This window comes from Pantoea stewartii, assembly GCF_011044475.1.
GTDB lineage: Bacteria > Pseudomonadota > Gammaproteobacteria > Enterobacterales > Enterobacteriaceae > Pantoea > Pantoea stewartii.
Genome location: NZ_CP049115.1, coordinates 2694027 through 2711489, shown reverse-complemented (window position 1 = coordinate 2711489; position 17463 = coordinate 2694027). Strand labels below are relative to the sequence as shown.

Genomic DNA, 17463 nt, shown 5'->3' with positions numbered 1-17463 from the left:
TGACCATGACCTTAACCCCCGTCATCACTGCCGGTATTGAAACGGCGCTAAACCGTATTCTCTACCGCGATCGTGGTCTGAAAAGCGCACGTCAGCGTTTAGCAGGCAAGGTACTGATGTTGCGTTTGAGTGAGCTATCCTGGCCGCTGGTGCTGGTGTTCAGTGAGAAACAGCTGGATGTCCTTAGTGACTGGCAGGACAGCAGCGACTGCACGGTCATTACGCAGCTTAAGTCGCTGCCGAAGCTACGCGATCGCCAGCAACTGACGACGCTGATACGCAGCGGTGAGTTACAGGTCGAAGGGGATTTGCAGGTGGTGCAGCAATTCTCTGCGTTGATGGATCTGGCTGAGCTGGATCCTGCCGAATACCTGGCCCCCTGGATCGGTGATATCGCCGCGCAAGGGATCAGCCAGGGTGCGCAGCGCGCATTTCGCTTGTTTAAAGCAGAAACGCAGCGACGTCAGGATTATCTCGGTCAGGCGTTGACGGAAGAGTGGCGCGTTGCGCCAGGTGCGCTGGAATTTGCCTGGTTCGCTGAGGAAGTTAGCGCGATGGAACGTTCGCTTGAGGCGCTTAATGCGCGTCTGGCACAGCTGGAGGCGAAATGAGTTTTGGAGAGATCCGCCGGTTATATTTCATTATCAAGGTGTTTCTGACATACGGACTTGATGAACTGATTCCCCAAATGCGCATTACTCTGCCGCTTCGGCTGTGGCGGCGGTGCGTGTTTTGGATTCCTAACCAGCACAAACACGAACAGATGGGTATTCGGCTGCGTCTGGCGATGGAACAGCTGGGCCCCGTCTGGATCAAGTTTGGTCAGATGCTGTCCACGCGGCGTGACCTGTTTCCCCCGCAGATCGCCGATGAACTGGCCATTTTGCAGGACCGGGTTGCGCCTTTCGACGGCGTGAAAGCCAAAGCACAAATCGAAGCTTCCATGGGGGCACCGATTGAGTCCTGGTTTGATGACTTCGATATCACCCCACTGGCTTCTGCCTCTATTGCGCAGGTTCACACGGCAACACTGAAATCCAACGGCAAAAAGGTTGTCATTAAGGTTATCCGCCCGGATATTCTGCCGGTGATCAAAGCCGATATGAAGCTGATCTACCGCATCGCCCGTTGGGTACCGCGCCTGCTGCCGGATGGTCGCCGTCTGCGTCCGGTTGAGGTGGTGCGCGATTATGAAAAAACGCTGATCGACGAATTAAACCTGCTGCGCGAAGCGGCCAATGCCATCCAGCTGCGGCGTAACTTCGAAAACAGCCGCATGCTGTATGTTCCCGAGGTTTACTCCGACTACTGCAGCGAAACCATGATGGTGATGGAACGCATCTACGGTATTCCTATCTCCGATGTGGCGACGCTGGAGCAGCATGGCGTTAACATGAAACTGTTAGCCGAACGCGGCGTACAGGTGTTCTTCACACAGGTTTTCCGCGACAGCTTCTTCCATGCAGACATGCACCCTGGCAACATCTTTGTCAGCTATGAGCATCCAGAAGACCCGCAATATATCGGCATCGACTGCGGGATTGTCGGCTCGTTGAACAAAGAAGATAAGCGCTATCTGGCCGAAAACTTTATCGCCTTCTTTAACCGGGATTACCGCAAAGTTGCAGAGCTGCATGTTGACTCTGGCTGGGTACCGGCAGATACCAACGTGGAAGACTTTGAGTTTGCCATTCGTACGGTGTGCGAACCCATCTTTGAAAAACCGCTGGCTGAAATTTCATTTGGTCATGTGCTGCTAAACCTGTTTAACACGGCGCGACGTTTCAATATGGAAGTGCAGCCACAGTTGGTGCTGTTGCAAAAAACGTTGCTCTATATCGAAGGGATTGGCCGGCAGCTCTATCCGCAACTGGACTTATGGAAAACGGCGAAACCGTTCCTTGAAGACTGGATTAAAGATCAGATTGGTATTCCGGCGATCATTCGCGCAGTGAAAGAAAAAGCGCCCTACTGGGCAGAGAAACTGCCCGAGCTGCCCGAGTTGTTCTATGACAGCATGCAGCAGCATAAGCAGTTACGTCTTAGCGTCGATAAACTCGTGAACGATTTGAGTGTCCAACGTACACGTCAGCATCAGGCGCGTTTCCTGTTTGGCGTCGGTGCCACGCTGCTGATTAGCGGTACAGCGGTACTCCTCAGCAGGCCTGAGTGGGACCTGTTTCCGGCGGCATTAATGGCGGCAGGTTTTGTCAGTTGGTTAATCGGCTGGCGCAAGACAAACTGATTGTCACTCGCGGCTGAAACGCGGTAATGTCGCTGACTGAGACCCGAATTAACAAGGGTTTAGGTTGTGCTTCATTCCGCAGTTTTTAACAAAAAATCGAGGCTATCTCATGGGCGGTATCAGTATTTGGCAGTTATTAATTATTGCCGTGATTGTGGTGCTTTTGTTCGGTACCAATAAGTTACGTAATCTGGGGTCGGATTTGGGTTCGTCTATCCGTGGTTTCAAGAAAGCCATGAGTGATGAAGACGACAAAAAAGATCAGCCAAAAGAGCAGGACGCGGATTTCCATGCGAAAACGCTGGCGGACAAACAGCCAACGTCTGCTCAGAAAGACGACATTAAGAACGACAAGCAGGTGTAAACCGTGTTCGATATTGGTTTTGGTGAGTTGCTATTAGTCTTCGTGATCGGGCTGATTGTCCTGGGTCCGCAACGTTTGCCGCATGCGGTTAAAACGGTTGTCGGATGGATTCGGGCGGTCCGTTCACTGGCGGCCAATGTTCAGAGTGAGCTGGCGCAAGAGCTGAAACTGCAGGAACTGCAGGACAGCCTGAAAAAGGTGGAGGAAGCCAGCCACGGCACATTGTCGCCTGAGCTGAAAGAATCCATGGAAGCGTTGCGTAAAACCGCGGATTCAATGAAACGCTCGGTTCAACAGAGCATTGATATCGAAAGAGAAGAAGACGAAGCAAACACCATCCATTCCCCGTTACACCAGACGGGGAGTGACTCGCCGAAACCGGTGACGCCTGTGGCCAGTGAGCAGCAGGCACAGTCACCCGCACACGCACCTGTTGAACCCCATGTCGACGCTGCGGTTGCACCGGCACAGGACAGCAACACGGCGACCACGCCGGTCCCGCCGCGGCCTGCGTCCGGCTATGCCAGTGCTCCGCCGCAATCGCCGGGTCGGACAGACGCACCGCCTGCGGAAAAACCGGGCAACGCCGCGCCGTCGCTCAACCCAGCTTCTCCTCCTTCTGCAAGTGATGAACGATAATGGCCGTTGAAGATACCCAACCACTTATCAGCCATCTGATTGAGCTGCGTAAACGTCTGCTGAACTGCATAATTGCTGTGTTAGTTATTTTTCTGGCACTGATCTACTTTGCTAATGACATCTACCATGCCGTGGCGTCGCCACTGATCAATCAGATGCCAGCGGGTGCCAGCATGATCGCGACGGATGTCGCCTCACCTTTCTTCACGCCGATAAAGCTGACGATGATCGTGTCGGTGTTCCTTGCCGTGCCGGTTATTCTTTATCAGGTCTGGGCGTTTATTGCGCCAGCGCTTTATCGCCACGAACGTAAGCTGGTCATGCCGCTGCTGTTTTCCAGTACGCTACTGTTTTATGTTGGCGTGGCCTTTGCCTATTTCATTGTTTTTCCGCTGGCTTTCGGCTTTTTTGCGAAAACCGCGCCGCAGGGCGTCACTATCGCGACAGATATCACCAACTATCTCGATTTTGTCATGACCTTGTTTATGGCGTTTGGTGTGGCATTTGAAGTGCCGGTAGCCATAGTGCTGCTGTGCTGGACCGGTATTACCAGCCCTGAGGATTTAAAAAAGAAGCGTCCTTACATCCTGGTCGGCGCGTTTGTTGTCGGGATGCTGCTCACACCACCGGACGTTTTTTCTCAAACTTTGCTCGCTATTCCGATGTACTGCCTGTTTGAAGTCGGCGTATTCTTTTCACGGTACTATGTGGGAAAAGGCCGTCAGACAGAGGATGAGGAACAGAACACCGAATCCTGATGTCGTATTCAGTACACCCGCAGAAGCGGGAGACACAAGCCAAAAACCGCCGTCAGGCGGTTTTTTGTTTAGGATGTTTTTGACAGAGAGTAAAAATATGTTTGATATCGGTGTAAACCTGACCAGCACGCAGTTCGCCTCCGATCGAAAAAAGGTGATTACGCGCGCCCGTGACGCGGGCGTCACCGGCATGTTGATTACCGGTACCAATGCGCTGGAAAGTCAGCAGGCGCAGCGGCTGGCTGAGGCTCATCCGGGTTACTGCTGGTCCACCGCGGGCGTGCATCCCCATCATGCCAGTGAGTGGTCACAAGAGGTCGCGAATACGCTGCGCCGGCTGGCGGAAAAAGCCCAGGTTGTGGCGATAGGTGAATGCGGGCTGGATTTCAATCGTAACCTGTCCGCACATCAGCAGCAGGAATATGCGTTTGACGCGCAACTGGCATTAGCTGCGGAACTGAATATGCCCGTGTTTCTTCACTGTCGGGAAGCGCATGAACGCTTTGCTGCGGTACTTGAACCCTGGTTGCCCAAATTACCCGCCGCCGTGATTCACTGTTTTACCGGTACCCGGGAAGAGTTAGCGGCCTGCCTGGAAATGGGCTTATCGGTAGGCATTACCGGTTGGGTATGCGATGAACGCCGGGGAATTGCCCTGCGTGAGATGTTGCCGTTGATTCCCGCCGAACGGTTGCTACTGGAAACGGATGCGCCCTATCTGTTACCGCGGGATATGCGCCCACGGCCAACTTCCCGACGCAATGAACCCTGTTTTTTACCGCATATCCTGCAGCAGGTCGCGAACTGGCGAGGCGAGGAACCAGAGGCGCTGGCAGCCCAGGTGGATCATAATGCGCGCACGCTGTTCGGGCTGCGTTAGGCTTTACGGAATTGTCGGTTATCCACGCTCCGGACAACCTGTTTGTTTAGCAGATTCAGCAACAGGATGGAGCGTGCTTCGCCATCGGGTTCTGAGAAGATAGCCCGCAGACCTTCAAACGTCCCTTCGGTGATGATGACTTCATCGCCGTTTTGCGGCGTTTCAGGATCGATCAGCGTTTGTGGCACATCAGTCTGCAGTGCATCAATAACGACAGCAGGTACGGTGGCCGGCGTCGCGCCAAAGCGCACGAAATGGCTGACGCCACGTGTACTGCTGATGGTTGTGGTGTGAATGGCTTCGGGGTCAAACTCAATGAACAGGTAGTTTGGGAACAGCGGTTCACTTACGGTAGTTCGCTTGCCACGCACAATTTTCTCAAGCGCGATCATGGGGCTCAGGCAATTTACGGCTTGCCGCTCAAGATGCTCTTTCGCACGCAATAGCTGCCCACGTTTGCAATAGAGTAAGTACCAGGATTCCATAACTGCTCCCAATGAATGGACGCTAAGAATAGCAAACCTCCACTCAGAGTTATAGCGCATTGGGGTCTGTTACGCGGCGTTGCCTGGAAAATAAACTAAGATTGTTCTGAATGACGAATGCCATCGCATAAAATGAAAAAATAGCCATTATGCGGTAAGGTTCAGCACGAAAACTAAGCGACATTATTCGTCTGATGGTTGCCCGTGACGGGCAAGATAAGCCATGCGGTGCATAAAGCTCCACACATTCATGTAATCAGCCCTATAATGGCAAATTCACTCTGGCCGGAAAGTTGAAGCCGCATGAAATATCAGGATTTAAGAGACTTTATTGCGCTGCTTGAACAGCGTGGTGAACTCAAGCGTATCTCGCACGTGATCGACCCCGAACTGGAAATGACCGAAATTGCCGATCGCACCCTGCGTGCAGGCGGTCCGGCATTGCTGTTTGAGAACCCAAAAGGTTACGACATGCCTGTACTGTGTAACCTGTTCGGTACGCCAAAACGCGTGGCCATGGGCATGGGCCAGGAAGAGGTCAGTGCACTGCGTGAAGTGGGTGAGTTGCTGGCCTTTTTAAAAGAACCTGAGCCACCGAGAGGTTTCCGCGATCTGTTCAGTAAAATGCCGCAGTTTAAGCAAGTACTGAATATGCCGACCAAAAGGTTGCGCAATGCGCCCTGTCAGGAGGTGGTTTTCAGTGGTGATGAGGTCGACCTGACCCAAATCCCGGTCATGAAATGCTGGCCCGGCGACGCTGCCCCGCTGATTACATGGGGATTAACCGTAACGCGCGGCCCGCATAAAGAGCGACAAAATTTAGGCATCTATCGTCAGCAGGTGATTGGCAAAAATCGCCTGATCATGCGCTGGCTTTCTCATCGTGGTGGTGCCCTGGATTATCTTGAATGGTGCAAGGCACATCCTGGCGAACGTTTCCCGGTGTCCGTTGCACTGGGCGCCGATCCGGCGACCATTCTGGGGGCGGTCACGCCCGTCCCTGACACGTTGTCAGAGTATGCGTTTGCCGGTCTGCTGCGCGGCAACAAGACCGAAGTCGTCAAGTGCCTCTCAAACGATCTGGAAGTGCCTGCGAGCGCCGAAATTGTGCTGGAAGGTTATATCGAACCCGGTGACATGGCACCTGAAGGTCCCTATGGCGATCACACCGGTTACTATAATGAAGTCGACAGTTTCCCGGTGTTTACCGTTACGCACATCACGCAGCGTCATCAGGCGATCTACCATTCTACCTATACCGGAAGGCCACCGGATGAACCCGCCGTCCTGGGCGTGGCGCTGAATGAAGTGCTTGTACCGATTCTGATTAAACAGTTCCCGGAAATCGTCGATTTCTATTTGCCACCAGAAGGATGCTCTTACCGACTGGCGGTCGTGACGATTAAAAAACAGTACGCGGGACATGCCAAGCGCGTGATGTTTGGCGTCTGGTCATTTTTACGGCAGTTCATGTACACCAAATTTGTTATTGTGTGTGATGATGACGTTAATGCCCGCGACTGGAACGACGTCATCTGGGCAATCACGACGCGTATGGACCCGGCACGCGATACCGTATTGGTAGAAAACACGCCAATCGATTATCTTGATTTTGCGTCTCCGGTTTCCGGACTAGGGTCAAAGATGGGCCTCGACGCCACGAATAAATGGCCAGGTGAGACGCAACGAGAGTGGGGCACGCCGATTGTTAAAGATCCGGCCGTTACCGCACGTATCGACGCTATCTGGGATGACCTCGGTATTTTTGATCAACCATCACAGCGTTGATGGTGAGCAATAACCATAAAGACGACCCGACAGAGGGACCGCATGACAACGTTAAGCTGTAAAGTAACTTCAGTTGAGGCGATTACCGACACGGTGTATCGCGTTCGCCTGATTCCGGAAGCAGATTTTAGTTTTCGCGCAGGGCAGTACCTGATGGTCGTAATGGATGAGCGTGACAAGCGCCCGTTTTCATTAGCCTCCACGCCAATGGAAACTGAAATCATTGAACTGCATATCGGTGCCTCAGAGCTGAATCTCTACGCCATGGCGGTGATGGATCGTATTCAGCAGGAAGGGCAAATTGTGGTGGACATCCCACATGGTGATGCCTGGTTGCGTGAAGAGAGTGACAAGCCGTTAATCCTGATCGCGGGTGGCACAGGCTTTTCCTATGTGCGTTCCATTTTACTCACTGCGCTTGCCGAACAACCCAACCGTGATATTGCGGTTTACTGGGGCGGGCGCGAACTGAAGCATTTGTATGATTTGGACGAGCTGGAAGCACTGGCGATTAAGCATCCGAATCTGAAAGTGATTCCGGTTGTCGAACAGCCTGAAGCAGGCTGGCCGGGCCGTTCTGGTACGGTGCTGACAGCCGTCATGCAGGACTTTGCGACCCTGAGTGAGCATGAGATTTATATTGCCGGCCGCTTCGAAATGGCGAAAATCGCCCGTGAACGCTTTTGTTCAGAACGAGGTGCCGTTGAAGCACAAATGTATGGCGATGCGTTTGCTTTTATCTGACGTGGCAGCACAAGAAAAAACCCGCCCCTGACAGGCGGGTAAATCTCACACTATAACGTTCCAACGTATTAAACGCGTTCAATAACGGTAGCGATGCCCTGACCCAAACCAATACACATGGAGGCCAGGCCGAACTGCGCATCGCGACGTTCCATAATGTTCAGCAACGTCGTGCTGATGCGTGCGCCTGAGCAGCCTAACGGATGGCCCAACGCGATGGCGCCGCCATTGAGGTTGACCTTGTCATCGAGCCTGTCTGACAGGCCGAGATCGTTGATGCAGGGCAGAACCTGCGCGGCAAAAGCCTCGTTAAGTTCAAAAACATCAATGTCATTTACGCTCAGCCCGGCGCGCTTCAGTGCCAGCTTGCTGGCCGGGACCGGGCCGTATCCCATAATGGAAGGATCGCATCCCACTACTGCCATACTTTTAATGCGTGCACGGGGTTTCAGGCCCTGCTCTCGTGCGTGGCTTTCACTCATGATCAACATGCCCGCCGCCCCGTCTGATAACGCTGACGAACTGCCCGCAGTGACTGTTCCGTTCACCGGATCGAAGGCAGGCCGCAGTGCTGCCAGTCCTTCCAGGCTGGTATCTTCACGGATGACTTCGTCAACGTCATAGCGTTTCAGGACGCCATCGGCATCGTGACCATGCAGCGCAACAATTTCATTGGCAAAATCGCCACGCTGCGTGGCCTGCCAGGCACGCTGATGAGAGCGCAAAGCAAAAGCGTCCTGCTGCTCGCGGCTGATATGGTGCATGCGCGCCAGCATCTCTGCCGTTAGCCCCATCATCCCTGCGGCTTTCGCAACGGTACGGCCTAAACCCGGATGAAAATCGACGCCATGGTTCATGGGGACATGCCCCATATGTTCGACACCGCCAATTAAACAGGTCTGAGCATCGCCGACCATGATTGCGCGTGCGGCGTCATGTAAGGCCTGCATTGAAGAACCGCAAAGACGGTTAACCGTTGTCGCCGGAACGCGGTGCGGGATTTCAGCCAGCAGCGCGGCGTTGCGGGCAATGTTGAAGCCTTGCTCCAGCGTTTGCTGCACGCAACCCCAGATAATGTCGTCCAGCGTGGCGGCATTCACCCCCGGATTGCGGTTCAACAGAGCACGCATGACATGCGCGGACAGGTCCTCAGCGCGTACATGGCGAAATGCCCCACCTTTTGAACGGCCCATCGGCGTACGCACCGCGTCAATAATTACCACATTTTCCATTTTGATTACCTCAGGCGCTTCTGAACGCGGCTTCATCGATCGGTTTGACGGCGGGATACCAGCTTTCGTGTTGGCGCGCTTTATCAAGCAGCAGGGCAGGGAGCGCATACAGCCCACCCAATGACGAATAACGTTTCGCCTGATCCACTACGTTGCCGTTACCCAAAGTGTCGAGATAACGGAAAGCACCGCCACGGAAAGGCGGGAATCCCAGACCATAGACCAGCGCCATGTCTGCTTCAGCAGGTGAGGCGATAATCTTCTCTTCCAGGCAGCGAACCACTTCATTCAACATCGGCAGCATCATGCGATTCAGAATCTCTTCATCACTGAATATCCGTTTAGGCTGGCAGGCGGGTTCGAGTAAGGCATCGACCTCTGCATCGGACACTTTTTTCGGTTTCCCTTTTTTGTCTTCTTCCCAGCGCCAGAAACCCAGACCATTTTTCTGACCAAAACGCTTCGCCTCAAACAGAATATCGATCGCATCGCGATAGTCTTTTTTCATCCGTTCAGGAAAACCGTCCGCCATGACGCTTTGCGCATGATGCGCGGTATCAATGCCCACGACATCCAGCAGCCATGAAGGCCCCATCGGCCAGCCAAACTGTTTTTCCATTACCTTGTCGATCTGGCGGAAGTCCGCACCATCACGCAACAGCATGCCGAAGGCAGCGAAGTAGGGGAACAAAACGCGGTTAACAAAGAAACCCGGACAGTCATTCACCACCACCGGGGTTTTACCCATTTTACTGGCCCAGGCGACAACTTTACCCAGCGTGGCCTCACTGGTTTTCTCTCCACGGATCACCTCTACCAGCGGCATACGTGGAACCGGGTTAAAGAAGTGCATGCCACAAAAATTTTCTGGACGCTGCAACGCCTGCGCCAGATGGCTGATGGGGATGGTTGAGGTGTTTGACGCCAGAATGGCATCAGCGCGCATATGGGTTTCGGTTTCAGCCAGAACGCTGGCCTTGATTTTCGGATTTTCGACGACGGCTTCTACCACGATGTCGGCCTGGTCGAAACCGGCATAATCGAGAGTAGGCTGAATAGTGGCAATGACGCTGGCCAGCTTGTTTCCGTCTATTTTACCGCGTTCCAGTTGCTTATTCAGAAGCTTACTGGCTTCATTCATGCCCAGCGTCAGCGCCTGCGGATTGATATCCTTCATTTTAACCGGCACGCCTTTCCATGCCGATTGATAGCTGATTCCACCGCCCATAATACCGGCGCCCAGCACGGCGGCCTGTCTGGGCGGGCCGCTTTCACTGCTGCGTTTTTTGGCCAGACTTTTGATGTACTGATCGTTGAGAAAAATACCGACGAGCGCGCGGGCCACATCTGACTGTGCAAGCGGAACAAACGCTGCGGTTTCCAGCTTTAGCGCATCATCGCGGCCCAGCGCTGCTGCCGCTTCAATGGTTTTAACGGCAGTGACTGGCGCAGGGTAGTGTTTCCCCGCCGTTTGCATCACCATGCCTTTGGCTATCGTAAAGCTCATCGCGGCTTCAACGGGGCTGAGTTTCAATGGAGCCAGTTTAGGGGCGCGACGGGCACGCCAGCTGCCGTCGTGGGCGGCCGCTTTTAGCATGGTTAACGCAGCATCACGCAGCTTATCGTTGCTGACAACCGCATCCACCAGACCCAGTTTCAGCGCTTCAACACCGTCAACATCTTTGCCTGCGGCAATGATTTCCATTGCACTGTCGGCACCTAACAGACGAGGAAGACGCACGCTGCCGCCAAAACCCGGCATGATGCCCAGCTTCGTTTCCGGTAACCCCAGGCGGGCCGTCGGTGTGGCAACGCGCAAATCCGTGGCCAGTACACATTCACAGCCACCGCCCAGCGCATAGCCCTCAATCGCCGAGATCGTGGGCACCGGCAAATCTTCCAGACGATTGAAGATACTGTTGGCGAAGGTCAGCCACTGGCTCAGTTTCTCTGTCGGCGCATCAAAGAGCGCCAGGAATTCAGTAATGTCCGCACCCACGATAAAGGCGGGTTTTGCTGATCGCAGAAGCACACCGCGCAGGCCGGCATGTTTTTCCAGCACCGTTACCGCATCGCCAAGACTGGCCACGGTTTGCGTATCCAGCTTGTTAACGGAGCCGGGGGCATCAAATACCAGCTCGACAATACCATCGTCCAGCTGGTGAAGAGTGAGGTTAGCGCCTTGGTAGAGCATGTACGTCTCCTGAAACCGCGAAAGGTGATCTGGTCATACCAGATGATCGTGAGTTTGGGAGGGATGTTAATTTTTTGCAAACAGGTCTTTGTTTATTTGCTAACAAGATCACAGCCACGGGGAACCCGGCATCCGGATTTTGCCTGTGATAAACTGCGGCTTTTCCGGACACTGGAGAGGCGGCAATGGATTCACTTAAGAGCTTGTATCACGCGCATATTACGACCTTGCAACAACGTGCTCAGCAGGTATTGGCACGTCATAAACTGGACGCCATGCTGATCCATTCCGGCGAGCTACTCACCGTATTTCTGGACGACCACACGTATCCGTTTAAGGTCAACCCGCAGTTCAAGTCCTGGGTGCCGGTAACACAGGTACCTAACTGTTGGCTGTGGATCGATGGCGTGAACAAACCGAAATTGTGGTTCTATTCGCCGGTGGATTACTGGCACAACGTTGAACCGCTTCCGCACAGTTTCTGGACCGACGACATTGAGATTATCGGGCTGGCAAACGCGAATGCCATTGGCGATCTCCTGCCTGCTCAGCGCGAAAATGTTGCCTATATTGGCCCGGTCGTCGAACGCGCTGCGCAGTTAGGCATTACGGCAGGCAACATCAATCCTAAAGCGGTGATCGATTTCCTGCATTATCACCGCAGTATTAAAACTGACTACGAACTGAGCTGTATGCGTCAGGCGCAGAAAATTGCCGTGGCAGGACATCGCGCTGCCAAAGAAGCGTTTGCGGCAGGTCTGAGTGAATTCGATATTAATCAGGCGTACCTGACCGCGACTGGTCATCGCGATACGGATGTCCCTTACGGCAACATTATTGCATTGAACGAACATGCTGCCGTGTTGCATTACACCAAACTGGATCATCAGCCACCGGCTAAGCGCTACAGTTTCCTGATTGATGCCGGGGCGGAATATCAGGGATATGCCGCTGACCTGACCCGCAGCTATGCCGCACAAAGCGGATCGCTGTATGCCAAAATGGTGGAGGCGATGAATGCGGAAGAGCTGGCCTTGATTGCGACGTTGAAAGCGGGCGTGCGCTACACCGATTACCATCTGCAAATGCATCAGCGCATTGCAAAATTACTGGTGAAGTTTGATTTGGTCCACGGCATCAGTGAAGAGGCGTTGGTGGCCGAAGACCTGACCGGTCCGTTTATGCCACACGGTTTAGGTCATCCGCTGGGCCTGCAGGTTCATGATGTCGCCGGATTTATGCAAGATGAAAGCGGGACGCACCTGGCTGCGCCAGCGCAATATCCTTACCTGCGTTGCACCCGTGTCATCCAGCCGGGGATGGTGTTAACCATCGAGCCAGGCTTCTACATTATTGATTCACTGCTGGCACCGCTGCGCGCTGGCAAATTCAGTGCGCATTTTAACTGGCAGACACTGGATGCGCTTAAGCCTTACGGCGGCATTCGCATTGAAGATAACGTGGTTATTCATGCTAATCGCGTTGAAAACATGACGCGCGACCTGCACCTCGCCTGATGGAGGCTTACGATATTCCTGCGCAAGCGCTGAGCGTGAGTGAGGAGACCATCAAAAAGAGCCGGTTTATTACGTTACTGGCGCACACGGACGGTGTCGAAGCCGCGCGGGCTTTTGTCCAGCAGGTAAAACAGGATTATCCGACGGCCCGGCATCATTGCTGGGCCTGGGTGGCGGGCGCGCCCGATGATTCGCAGCAGTTGGGGTTTTCCGATGACGGCGAACCTTCGGGAACGGCGGGGAAACCTATGCTGGCGCAGTTGATGGGGGCAGGCATAGGGGAAATCACCGCCGTCGTCGTACGTTACTACGGCGGCATCATGCTGGGAACGGGCGGTCTGGTAAAGGCTTATGGCGGCGGTGTCCAGCAAGGGCTGAAACAGCTTGAGCGCCAGCGAAAAGTCCCGGTAAGGTTATTCACGTTGCAGTGTGACTACGCCCAGTTGAGCGACATTGAGCGTCTGGTGCAGCGCTACGACGGCAGCATTACTGAAAGTCATTATTGCGACCGTATCGCGATGACGCTGGCTTTGCCTTATGGACAAATTGAGGGATTTAAGCAAAATCTGTCAGACTTCAGCCGGGGTGCGTTAACGCTTCTTCCGCTTATACCATGATGTTCTTCTCTTTAACTAAAGGAACGGCTTAATGCATTTTCGCGCCATTACCCGCATTGTCGGTCTGCTGGTGATCCTCTTCTCGGTGACGATGATTGTACCCGGCCTCGTTGCGCTGATTTATCGGGATGGTGCCGGCCGCGCCTTCAGCCAGACGTTTATGATGGCTCTGGTGATTGGTTCATTATTGTGGTGGCCAAACCGTAAGAAGAAAACGGAGCTTAAGCCGCGCGAAGGGTTTCTGATCGTGGTGCTGTTCTGGACCGTGCTGGGCAGCGTCGGGGCCATGCCGTTTATCTTTGCCGAACAGCCGCATCTGTCGGTTACCGATGCCTTTTTTGAATCCTTTTCCGGGTTAACCACCACCGGTGCGACGACGCTGGTGGGGCTGGACTCTTTGCCTAAAGCGATTCTGTTCTATCGCCAGATGCTGCAGTGGCTTGGCGGTATGGGAATCATTGTGCTCGCGGTGGCGATTCTGCCCATTCTGGGCGTCGGTGGGATGCAGCTTTACCGTGCCGAAATGCCCGGTCCGTTGAAAGACAATAAGATGCGTCCGCGTATTGCCGAAACGGCCAAGACGCTATGGCTTATCTATGTATTACTGACGGTGGCCTGCGCACTGGCATTATGGTTTGCCGGAATGCCCGCCTTCGATGCCATTGGGCACAGCTTTTCGACGATTGCTATTGGGGGATTTTCAACCCACGATGCCAGTATCGGCTATTTCCAGAGCGGCACCATTAATACGATTGTGGCCGTGTTCCTGCTGATCTCCGGCTGTAACTACGGCCTGCACTTCTCTTTACTGAGTAACCGCAATCTTCGGGTGTACTTACGCGATCCCGAATTTCGTATGTTTATCGGTGTGCAACTGACGCTGGTACTGATCTGTACAGTGGTACTGTGGTTCCATAATGTTTATGACAGTGGCTGGCAAACGTTGAATCAGGCGTTTTTCCAGGTTGTCTCGATGGCGACGACAGCGGGATTCACCACAGACAGTATTGCGCGCTGGCCGCTGTTCCTGCCGGTTTTGCTGCTCTGCTCTGCGTTCATTGGCGGCTGTGCCGGTTCGACGGGCGGTGGCCTGAAAGTGATCCGCATCCTGCTGCTGTGTAAACAGGGGAATCGCGAACTCAAACGCCTTGTCCATCCCAATGCGGTTTACACCATTAAGCTGGGTAATCGCGCGTTGCCAGAACGCATCCTGGAAGCGGTCTGGGGATTCTTCTCTGCGTATGCGCTGGTCTTCCTGATCAGTATGCTGGCCATTATTGCCACCGGCGTGGATGATTTTTCTGCGTTTGCCGCGGTCGCCGCAACGTTAAACAACCTGGGGCCCGGTCTGGGTGTTGTAGCGGATAACTTCACCTCAATGAATGATGTGGCAAAGTGGATTTTAATTTCGACTATGCTGTTTGGTCGCCTTGAGGTATTCACGTTGCTGGTGTTATTCACGCCAACCTTCTGGCGAGAATAACTAATAAGGATGCAGATGATGAAAGCATTAATTCTCTTTTCGACCCGTGACGGTCAGACGCAAAAAATCGCTTCCGCTATGGCGGAGGCGATTAAGGGCGAGCAAGCGTGCGATGTGATGAATATTCAGGATGCAGACGCGATTGACTGGCAGCAATATGATCGGGTGCTGATTGGGGCTTCAATCCGTTATGGTCACTTTCAGCCCGCCGTAAACGAATTTGTTAAGCAGAACCTGGCCGCATTGCAGCAGCGCGTCAGCGGCTTCTTCTCCGTGAATCTTACGGCGCGTAAGCCAGAGAAGCGGACGCCGGAAACCAATGCCTATACCGTTAAGTTTTTAGCGCAGTCCCCCTGGAAGCCCGATTGCTGTGCGGTTTTTGCAGGTGCACTGTATTATCCCCGCTATCGTTGGTTTGATCGGGTCATGATTAAGTTGATTATGCGCATGACCGGCGGCGAAACGGATACGACGAAGGAAGTTGAGTATACGGACTGGGAGCAGGTGCGCGGTTTCGCCAGAGATTTTGCACAGTTACCAGGCAAATCGTACTGAAATAACGCGATCTGGCGAAATTTGAGACGAACAGTAATATTTTTGCAATTAACCCTTGTCAGGCCGCGCGAACTCCCTATAATGCGCCTCCATCGACACGGCACAACGGCTTACGGAATGCGGTGTTGAGAGGGTCAGGCAACTGAGCCGCCGGAGAAAAATTTCTGAAAAAGAGGTTGACTCTGAAGGAGGAAAGCGTAATATACGCCACCTCGCAACAGACGGTTAACCCGCTGGTTGCACTGCTCTTTAACAATTTATCAGACAATCTGTGTGGGCACTCGCAGGATTGATATCCGCGTCTCCGGACGCAAAAAATATCAAGTCTTAAGAGTGAACACGTATTGAAATTCATTACGACGTTTTCCTTGAGCATCGCTGCACTGGTTGCAGCAAATCAAACTTTAAATTGAAGAGTTTGATCATGGCTCAGATTGAACGCTGGCGGCAGGCCTAACACATGCAAGTCGGACGGTAGCACAGAGGAGCTTGCTCCTCGGGTGACGAGTGGCGGACGGGTGAGTAATGTCTGGGAAACTGCCCGATGGAGGGGATAACTACTGGAAACGGTAGCTAATACCGCATAACGTCGCAAGACCAAAGTGGGGACCTCCGGGCCTCACACCATCGGATGTGCCCAGATGGGATTAGCTTGTAGGCGGGGTAACGGCCCACCTAGGCGACGATCCCTAGCTGGTCTGAGAGGATGACCAGCCACACTGGGACTGAGACACGGTCCAGACTCCTACGGGAGGCAGCAGTGGGGAATATTGCACAATGGGCGCAAGCCTGATGCAGCCATGCCGCGTGTATGAAGAAGGCCTTCGGGTTGTAAAGTACTTTCAGCGGGGAGGAAGGTGGTGAGGTTAATAACCTCATCAATTGACGTTACCCGCAGAAGAAGCACCGGCTAACTCCGTGCCAGCAGCCGCGGTAATACGGAGGGTGCAAGCGTTAATCGGAATTACTGGGCGTAAAGCGCACGCAGGCGGTCTGTTAAGTCAGATGTGAAATCCCCGGGCTTAACACGGGAACTGCATTTGAAACTGGCAGGCTTGAGTCTCGTAGAGGGGGGTAGAATTCCAGGTGTAGCGGTGAAATGCGTAGAGATCTGGAGGAATACCGGTGGCGAAGGCGGCCCCCTGGACGAAGACTGACGCTCAGGTGCGAAAGCGTGGGGAGCAAACAGGATTAGATACCCTGGTAGTCCACGCCGTAAACGATGTCGACTTGGAGGTTGTTCCCTTGAGGAGTGGCTTCCGGAGCTAACGCGTTAAGTCGACCGCCTGGGGAGTACGGCCGCAAGGTTAAAACTCAAATGAATTGACGGGGGCCCGCACAAGCGGTGGAGCATGTGGTTTAATTCGATGCAACGCGAAGAACCTTACCTACTCTTGACATCCAGCGAACTTTCCAGAGATGGATTGGTGCCTTCGGGAACGCTGAGACAGGTGCTGCATGGCTGTCGTCAGCTCGTGTTGTGAAATGTTGGGTTAAGTCCCGCAACGAGCGCAACCCTTATCCTTTGTTGCCAGCGATTCGGTCGGGAACTCAAAGGAGACTGCCGGTGATAAACCGGAGGAAGGTGGGGATGACGTCAAGTCATCATGGCCCTTACGAGTAGGGCTACACACGTGCTACAATGGCGCATACAAAGAGAAGCGACCTCGCGAGAGCAAGCGGACCTCATAAAGTGCGTCGTAGTCCGGATCGGAGTCTGCAACTCGACTCCGTGAAGTCGGAATCGCTAGTAATCGTGGATCAGAATGCCACGGTGAATACGTTCCCGGGCCTTGTACACACCGCCCGTCACACCATGGGAGTGGGTTGCAAAAGAAGTAGGTAGCTTAACCTCCGGGAGGGCGCTTACCACTTTGTGATTCATGACTGGGGTGAAGTCGTAACAAGGTAACCGTAGGGGAACCTGCGGTTGGATCACCTCCTTACCTGAAGATACCGTCG

General features: G+C 53.7%; 15 protein-coding genes and 1 rRNA gene. 13 read left to right on the top strand and 3 right to left on the bottom strand.

The window, feature by feature from the left end:
* The first annotated feature begins 5 nt into the window (after nt 1-5).
* From ubiJ to tatD, 6 genes are all read left to right on the top strand, one after another.
* Nucleotides 6-611, top strand: a complete 606-nt coding sequence (ubiJ, locus tag G5574_RS12950) for a ubiquinone biosynthesis protein UbiJ (protein ID WP_164482723.1) — start codon at nt 6-8, stop codon at nt 609-611.
* Nucleotides 608-2245, top strand: a complete 1638-nt coding sequence (ubiB, locus tag G5574_RS12945; protein ID WP_006121474.1) for a ubiquinone biosynthesis regulatory protein kinase UbiB — start codon at nt 608-610, stop codon at nt 2243-2245. Before ubiJ ends, ubiB begins: the two co-directional genes overlap by 4 nt.
* A gap of 109 nt (nt 2246-2354) precedes the next feature.
* Entirely contained in the window at nt 2355-2609 is a 255-nt protein-coding gene (tatA, locus tag G5574_RS12940) for a Sec-independent protein translocase subunit TatA (RefSeq protein ID WP_033737383.1), read from the top strand.
* Between the two features lie 3 nt (nt 2610-2612).
* Nucleotides 2613-3248, top strand: coding sequence for a Sec-independent protein translocase protein TatB (gene tatB / locus G5574_RS12935; protein WP_033737384.1), 636 nt, complete (start codon nt 2613-2615; stop codon nt 3246-3248).
* Nucleotides 3248-4006 (top strand): Sec-independent protein translocase subunit TatC, encoded by a 759-nt coding sequence (tatC, locus tag G5574_RS12930; RefSeq protein ID WP_006121477.1) that lies wholly within the window; start codon nt 3248-3250, stop codon nt 4004-4006. The genes tatB and tatC overlap by 1 nt, the downstream gene beginning before the upstream one ends.
* A gap of 97 nt (nt 4007-4103) precedes the next feature.
* Nucleotides 4104-4886 carry a 3'-5' ssDNA/RNA exonuclease TatD gene (tatD, locus tag G5574_RS12925; protein ID WP_006121478.1) on the top strand — a complete coding sequence of 261 codons (783 nt, stop codon included), beginning with the start codon at nt 4104-4106 and terminating at the stop codon, nt 4884-4886.
* On the opposite strand, the gene rfaH is transcribed toward tatD, so the two are convergent.
* Nucleotides 4883-5371, bottom strand: a complete 489-nt coding sequence (gene rfaH, locus G5574_RS12920; RefSeq protein WP_006121479.1) for a transcription/translation regulatory transformer protein RfaH — start codon at nt 5369-5371, stop codon at nt 4883-4885. The genes tatD and rfaH overlap by 4 nt on opposite strands.
* Before the next feature lie 303 nt (nt 5372-5674).
* On the opposite strand from rfaH, the gene ubiD reads away from it, so the two are divergent.
* Together ubiD and fre are read left to right on the top strand one after the other, a co-directional pair.
* Complete coding sequence (ubiD, locus tag G5574_RS12915; protein WP_054688529.1) at nt 5675-7159, top strand: 4-hydroxy-3-polyprenylbenzoate decarboxylase; 1485 nt, start codon at nt 5675-5677, stop codon at nt 7157-7159.
* A 42-nt stretch (nt 7160-7201) separates the two neighbouring features.
* Nucleotides 7202-7903, top strand: coding sequence for an NAD(P)H-flavin reductase (gene fre / locus G5574_RS12910; RefSeq protein ID WP_033737387.1), 702 nt, complete (start codon nt 7202-7204; stop codon nt 7901-7903).
* Nucleotides 7904-7971: 68 nt separating this feature from the next.
* On the opposite strand, the gene fadA is transcribed toward fre, so the two are convergent.
* Complete coding sequence (gene fadA, locus G5574_RS12905) at nt 7972-9135, bottom strand: acetyl-CoA C-acyltransferase FadA (RefSeq protein ID WP_006121482.1); 1164 nt, start codon at nt 9133-9135, stop codon at nt 7972-7974.
* A gap of 10 nt (nt 9136-9145) precedes the next feature.
* A complete protein-coding gene (gene fadB / locus G5574_RS12900; RefSeq protein WP_054688527.1) occupies nt 9146-11329 on the bottom strand; it encodes a fatty acid oxidation complex subunit alpha FadB in 2184 nt (727 codons plus the stop codon).
* 185 nt (nt 11330-11514) lie between these two features.
* Between fadB and pepQ the strand changes: the two genes are divergently transcribed.
* The 5 genes from pepQ to G5574_RS12875 all read left to right on the top strand — a co-directional run bounded on the left by pepQ (nt 11515) and on the right by G5574_RS12875 (nt 17447).
* Entirely contained in the window at nt 11515-12846 is a 1332-nt protein-coding gene (gene pepQ, locus G5574_RS12895) for a Xaa-Pro dipeptidase (protein ID WP_033737390.1), read from the top strand.
* Entirely contained in the window at nt 12846-13463 is a 618-nt protein-coding gene (locus tag G5574_RS12890; RefSeq protein ID WP_033737391.1) for an IMPACT family protein, read from the top strand. The genes pepQ and G5574_RS12890 overlap by 1 nt, the downstream gene beginning before the upstream one ends.
* Before the next feature lie 31 nt (nt 13464-13494).
* On the top strand, nt 13495-14946 hold the full coding sequence (gene trkH, locus G5574_RS12885; RefSeq protein WP_033737393.1) for a Trk system potassium transporter TrkH: 1452 nt from the start codon (nt 13495-13497) through the stop codon (nt 14944-14946).
* Nucleotides 14947-14964: 18 nt separating this feature from the next.
* Nucleotides 14965-15501 carry a menaquinone-dependent protoporphyrinogen IX dehydrogenase gene (gene hemG / locus G5574_RS12880; protein ID WP_033737395.1) on the top strand — a complete coding sequence of 179 codons (537 nt, stop codon included), beginning with the start codon at nt 14965-14967 and terminating at the stop codon, nt 15499-15501.
* Nucleotides 15502-15907: 406 nt separating this feature from the next.
* Nucleotides 15908-17447: ribosomal RNA gene (locus G5574_RS12875) — 16S ribosomal RNA — on the top strand.
* Nucleotides 17448-17463: the final 16 nt, after the last annotated feature.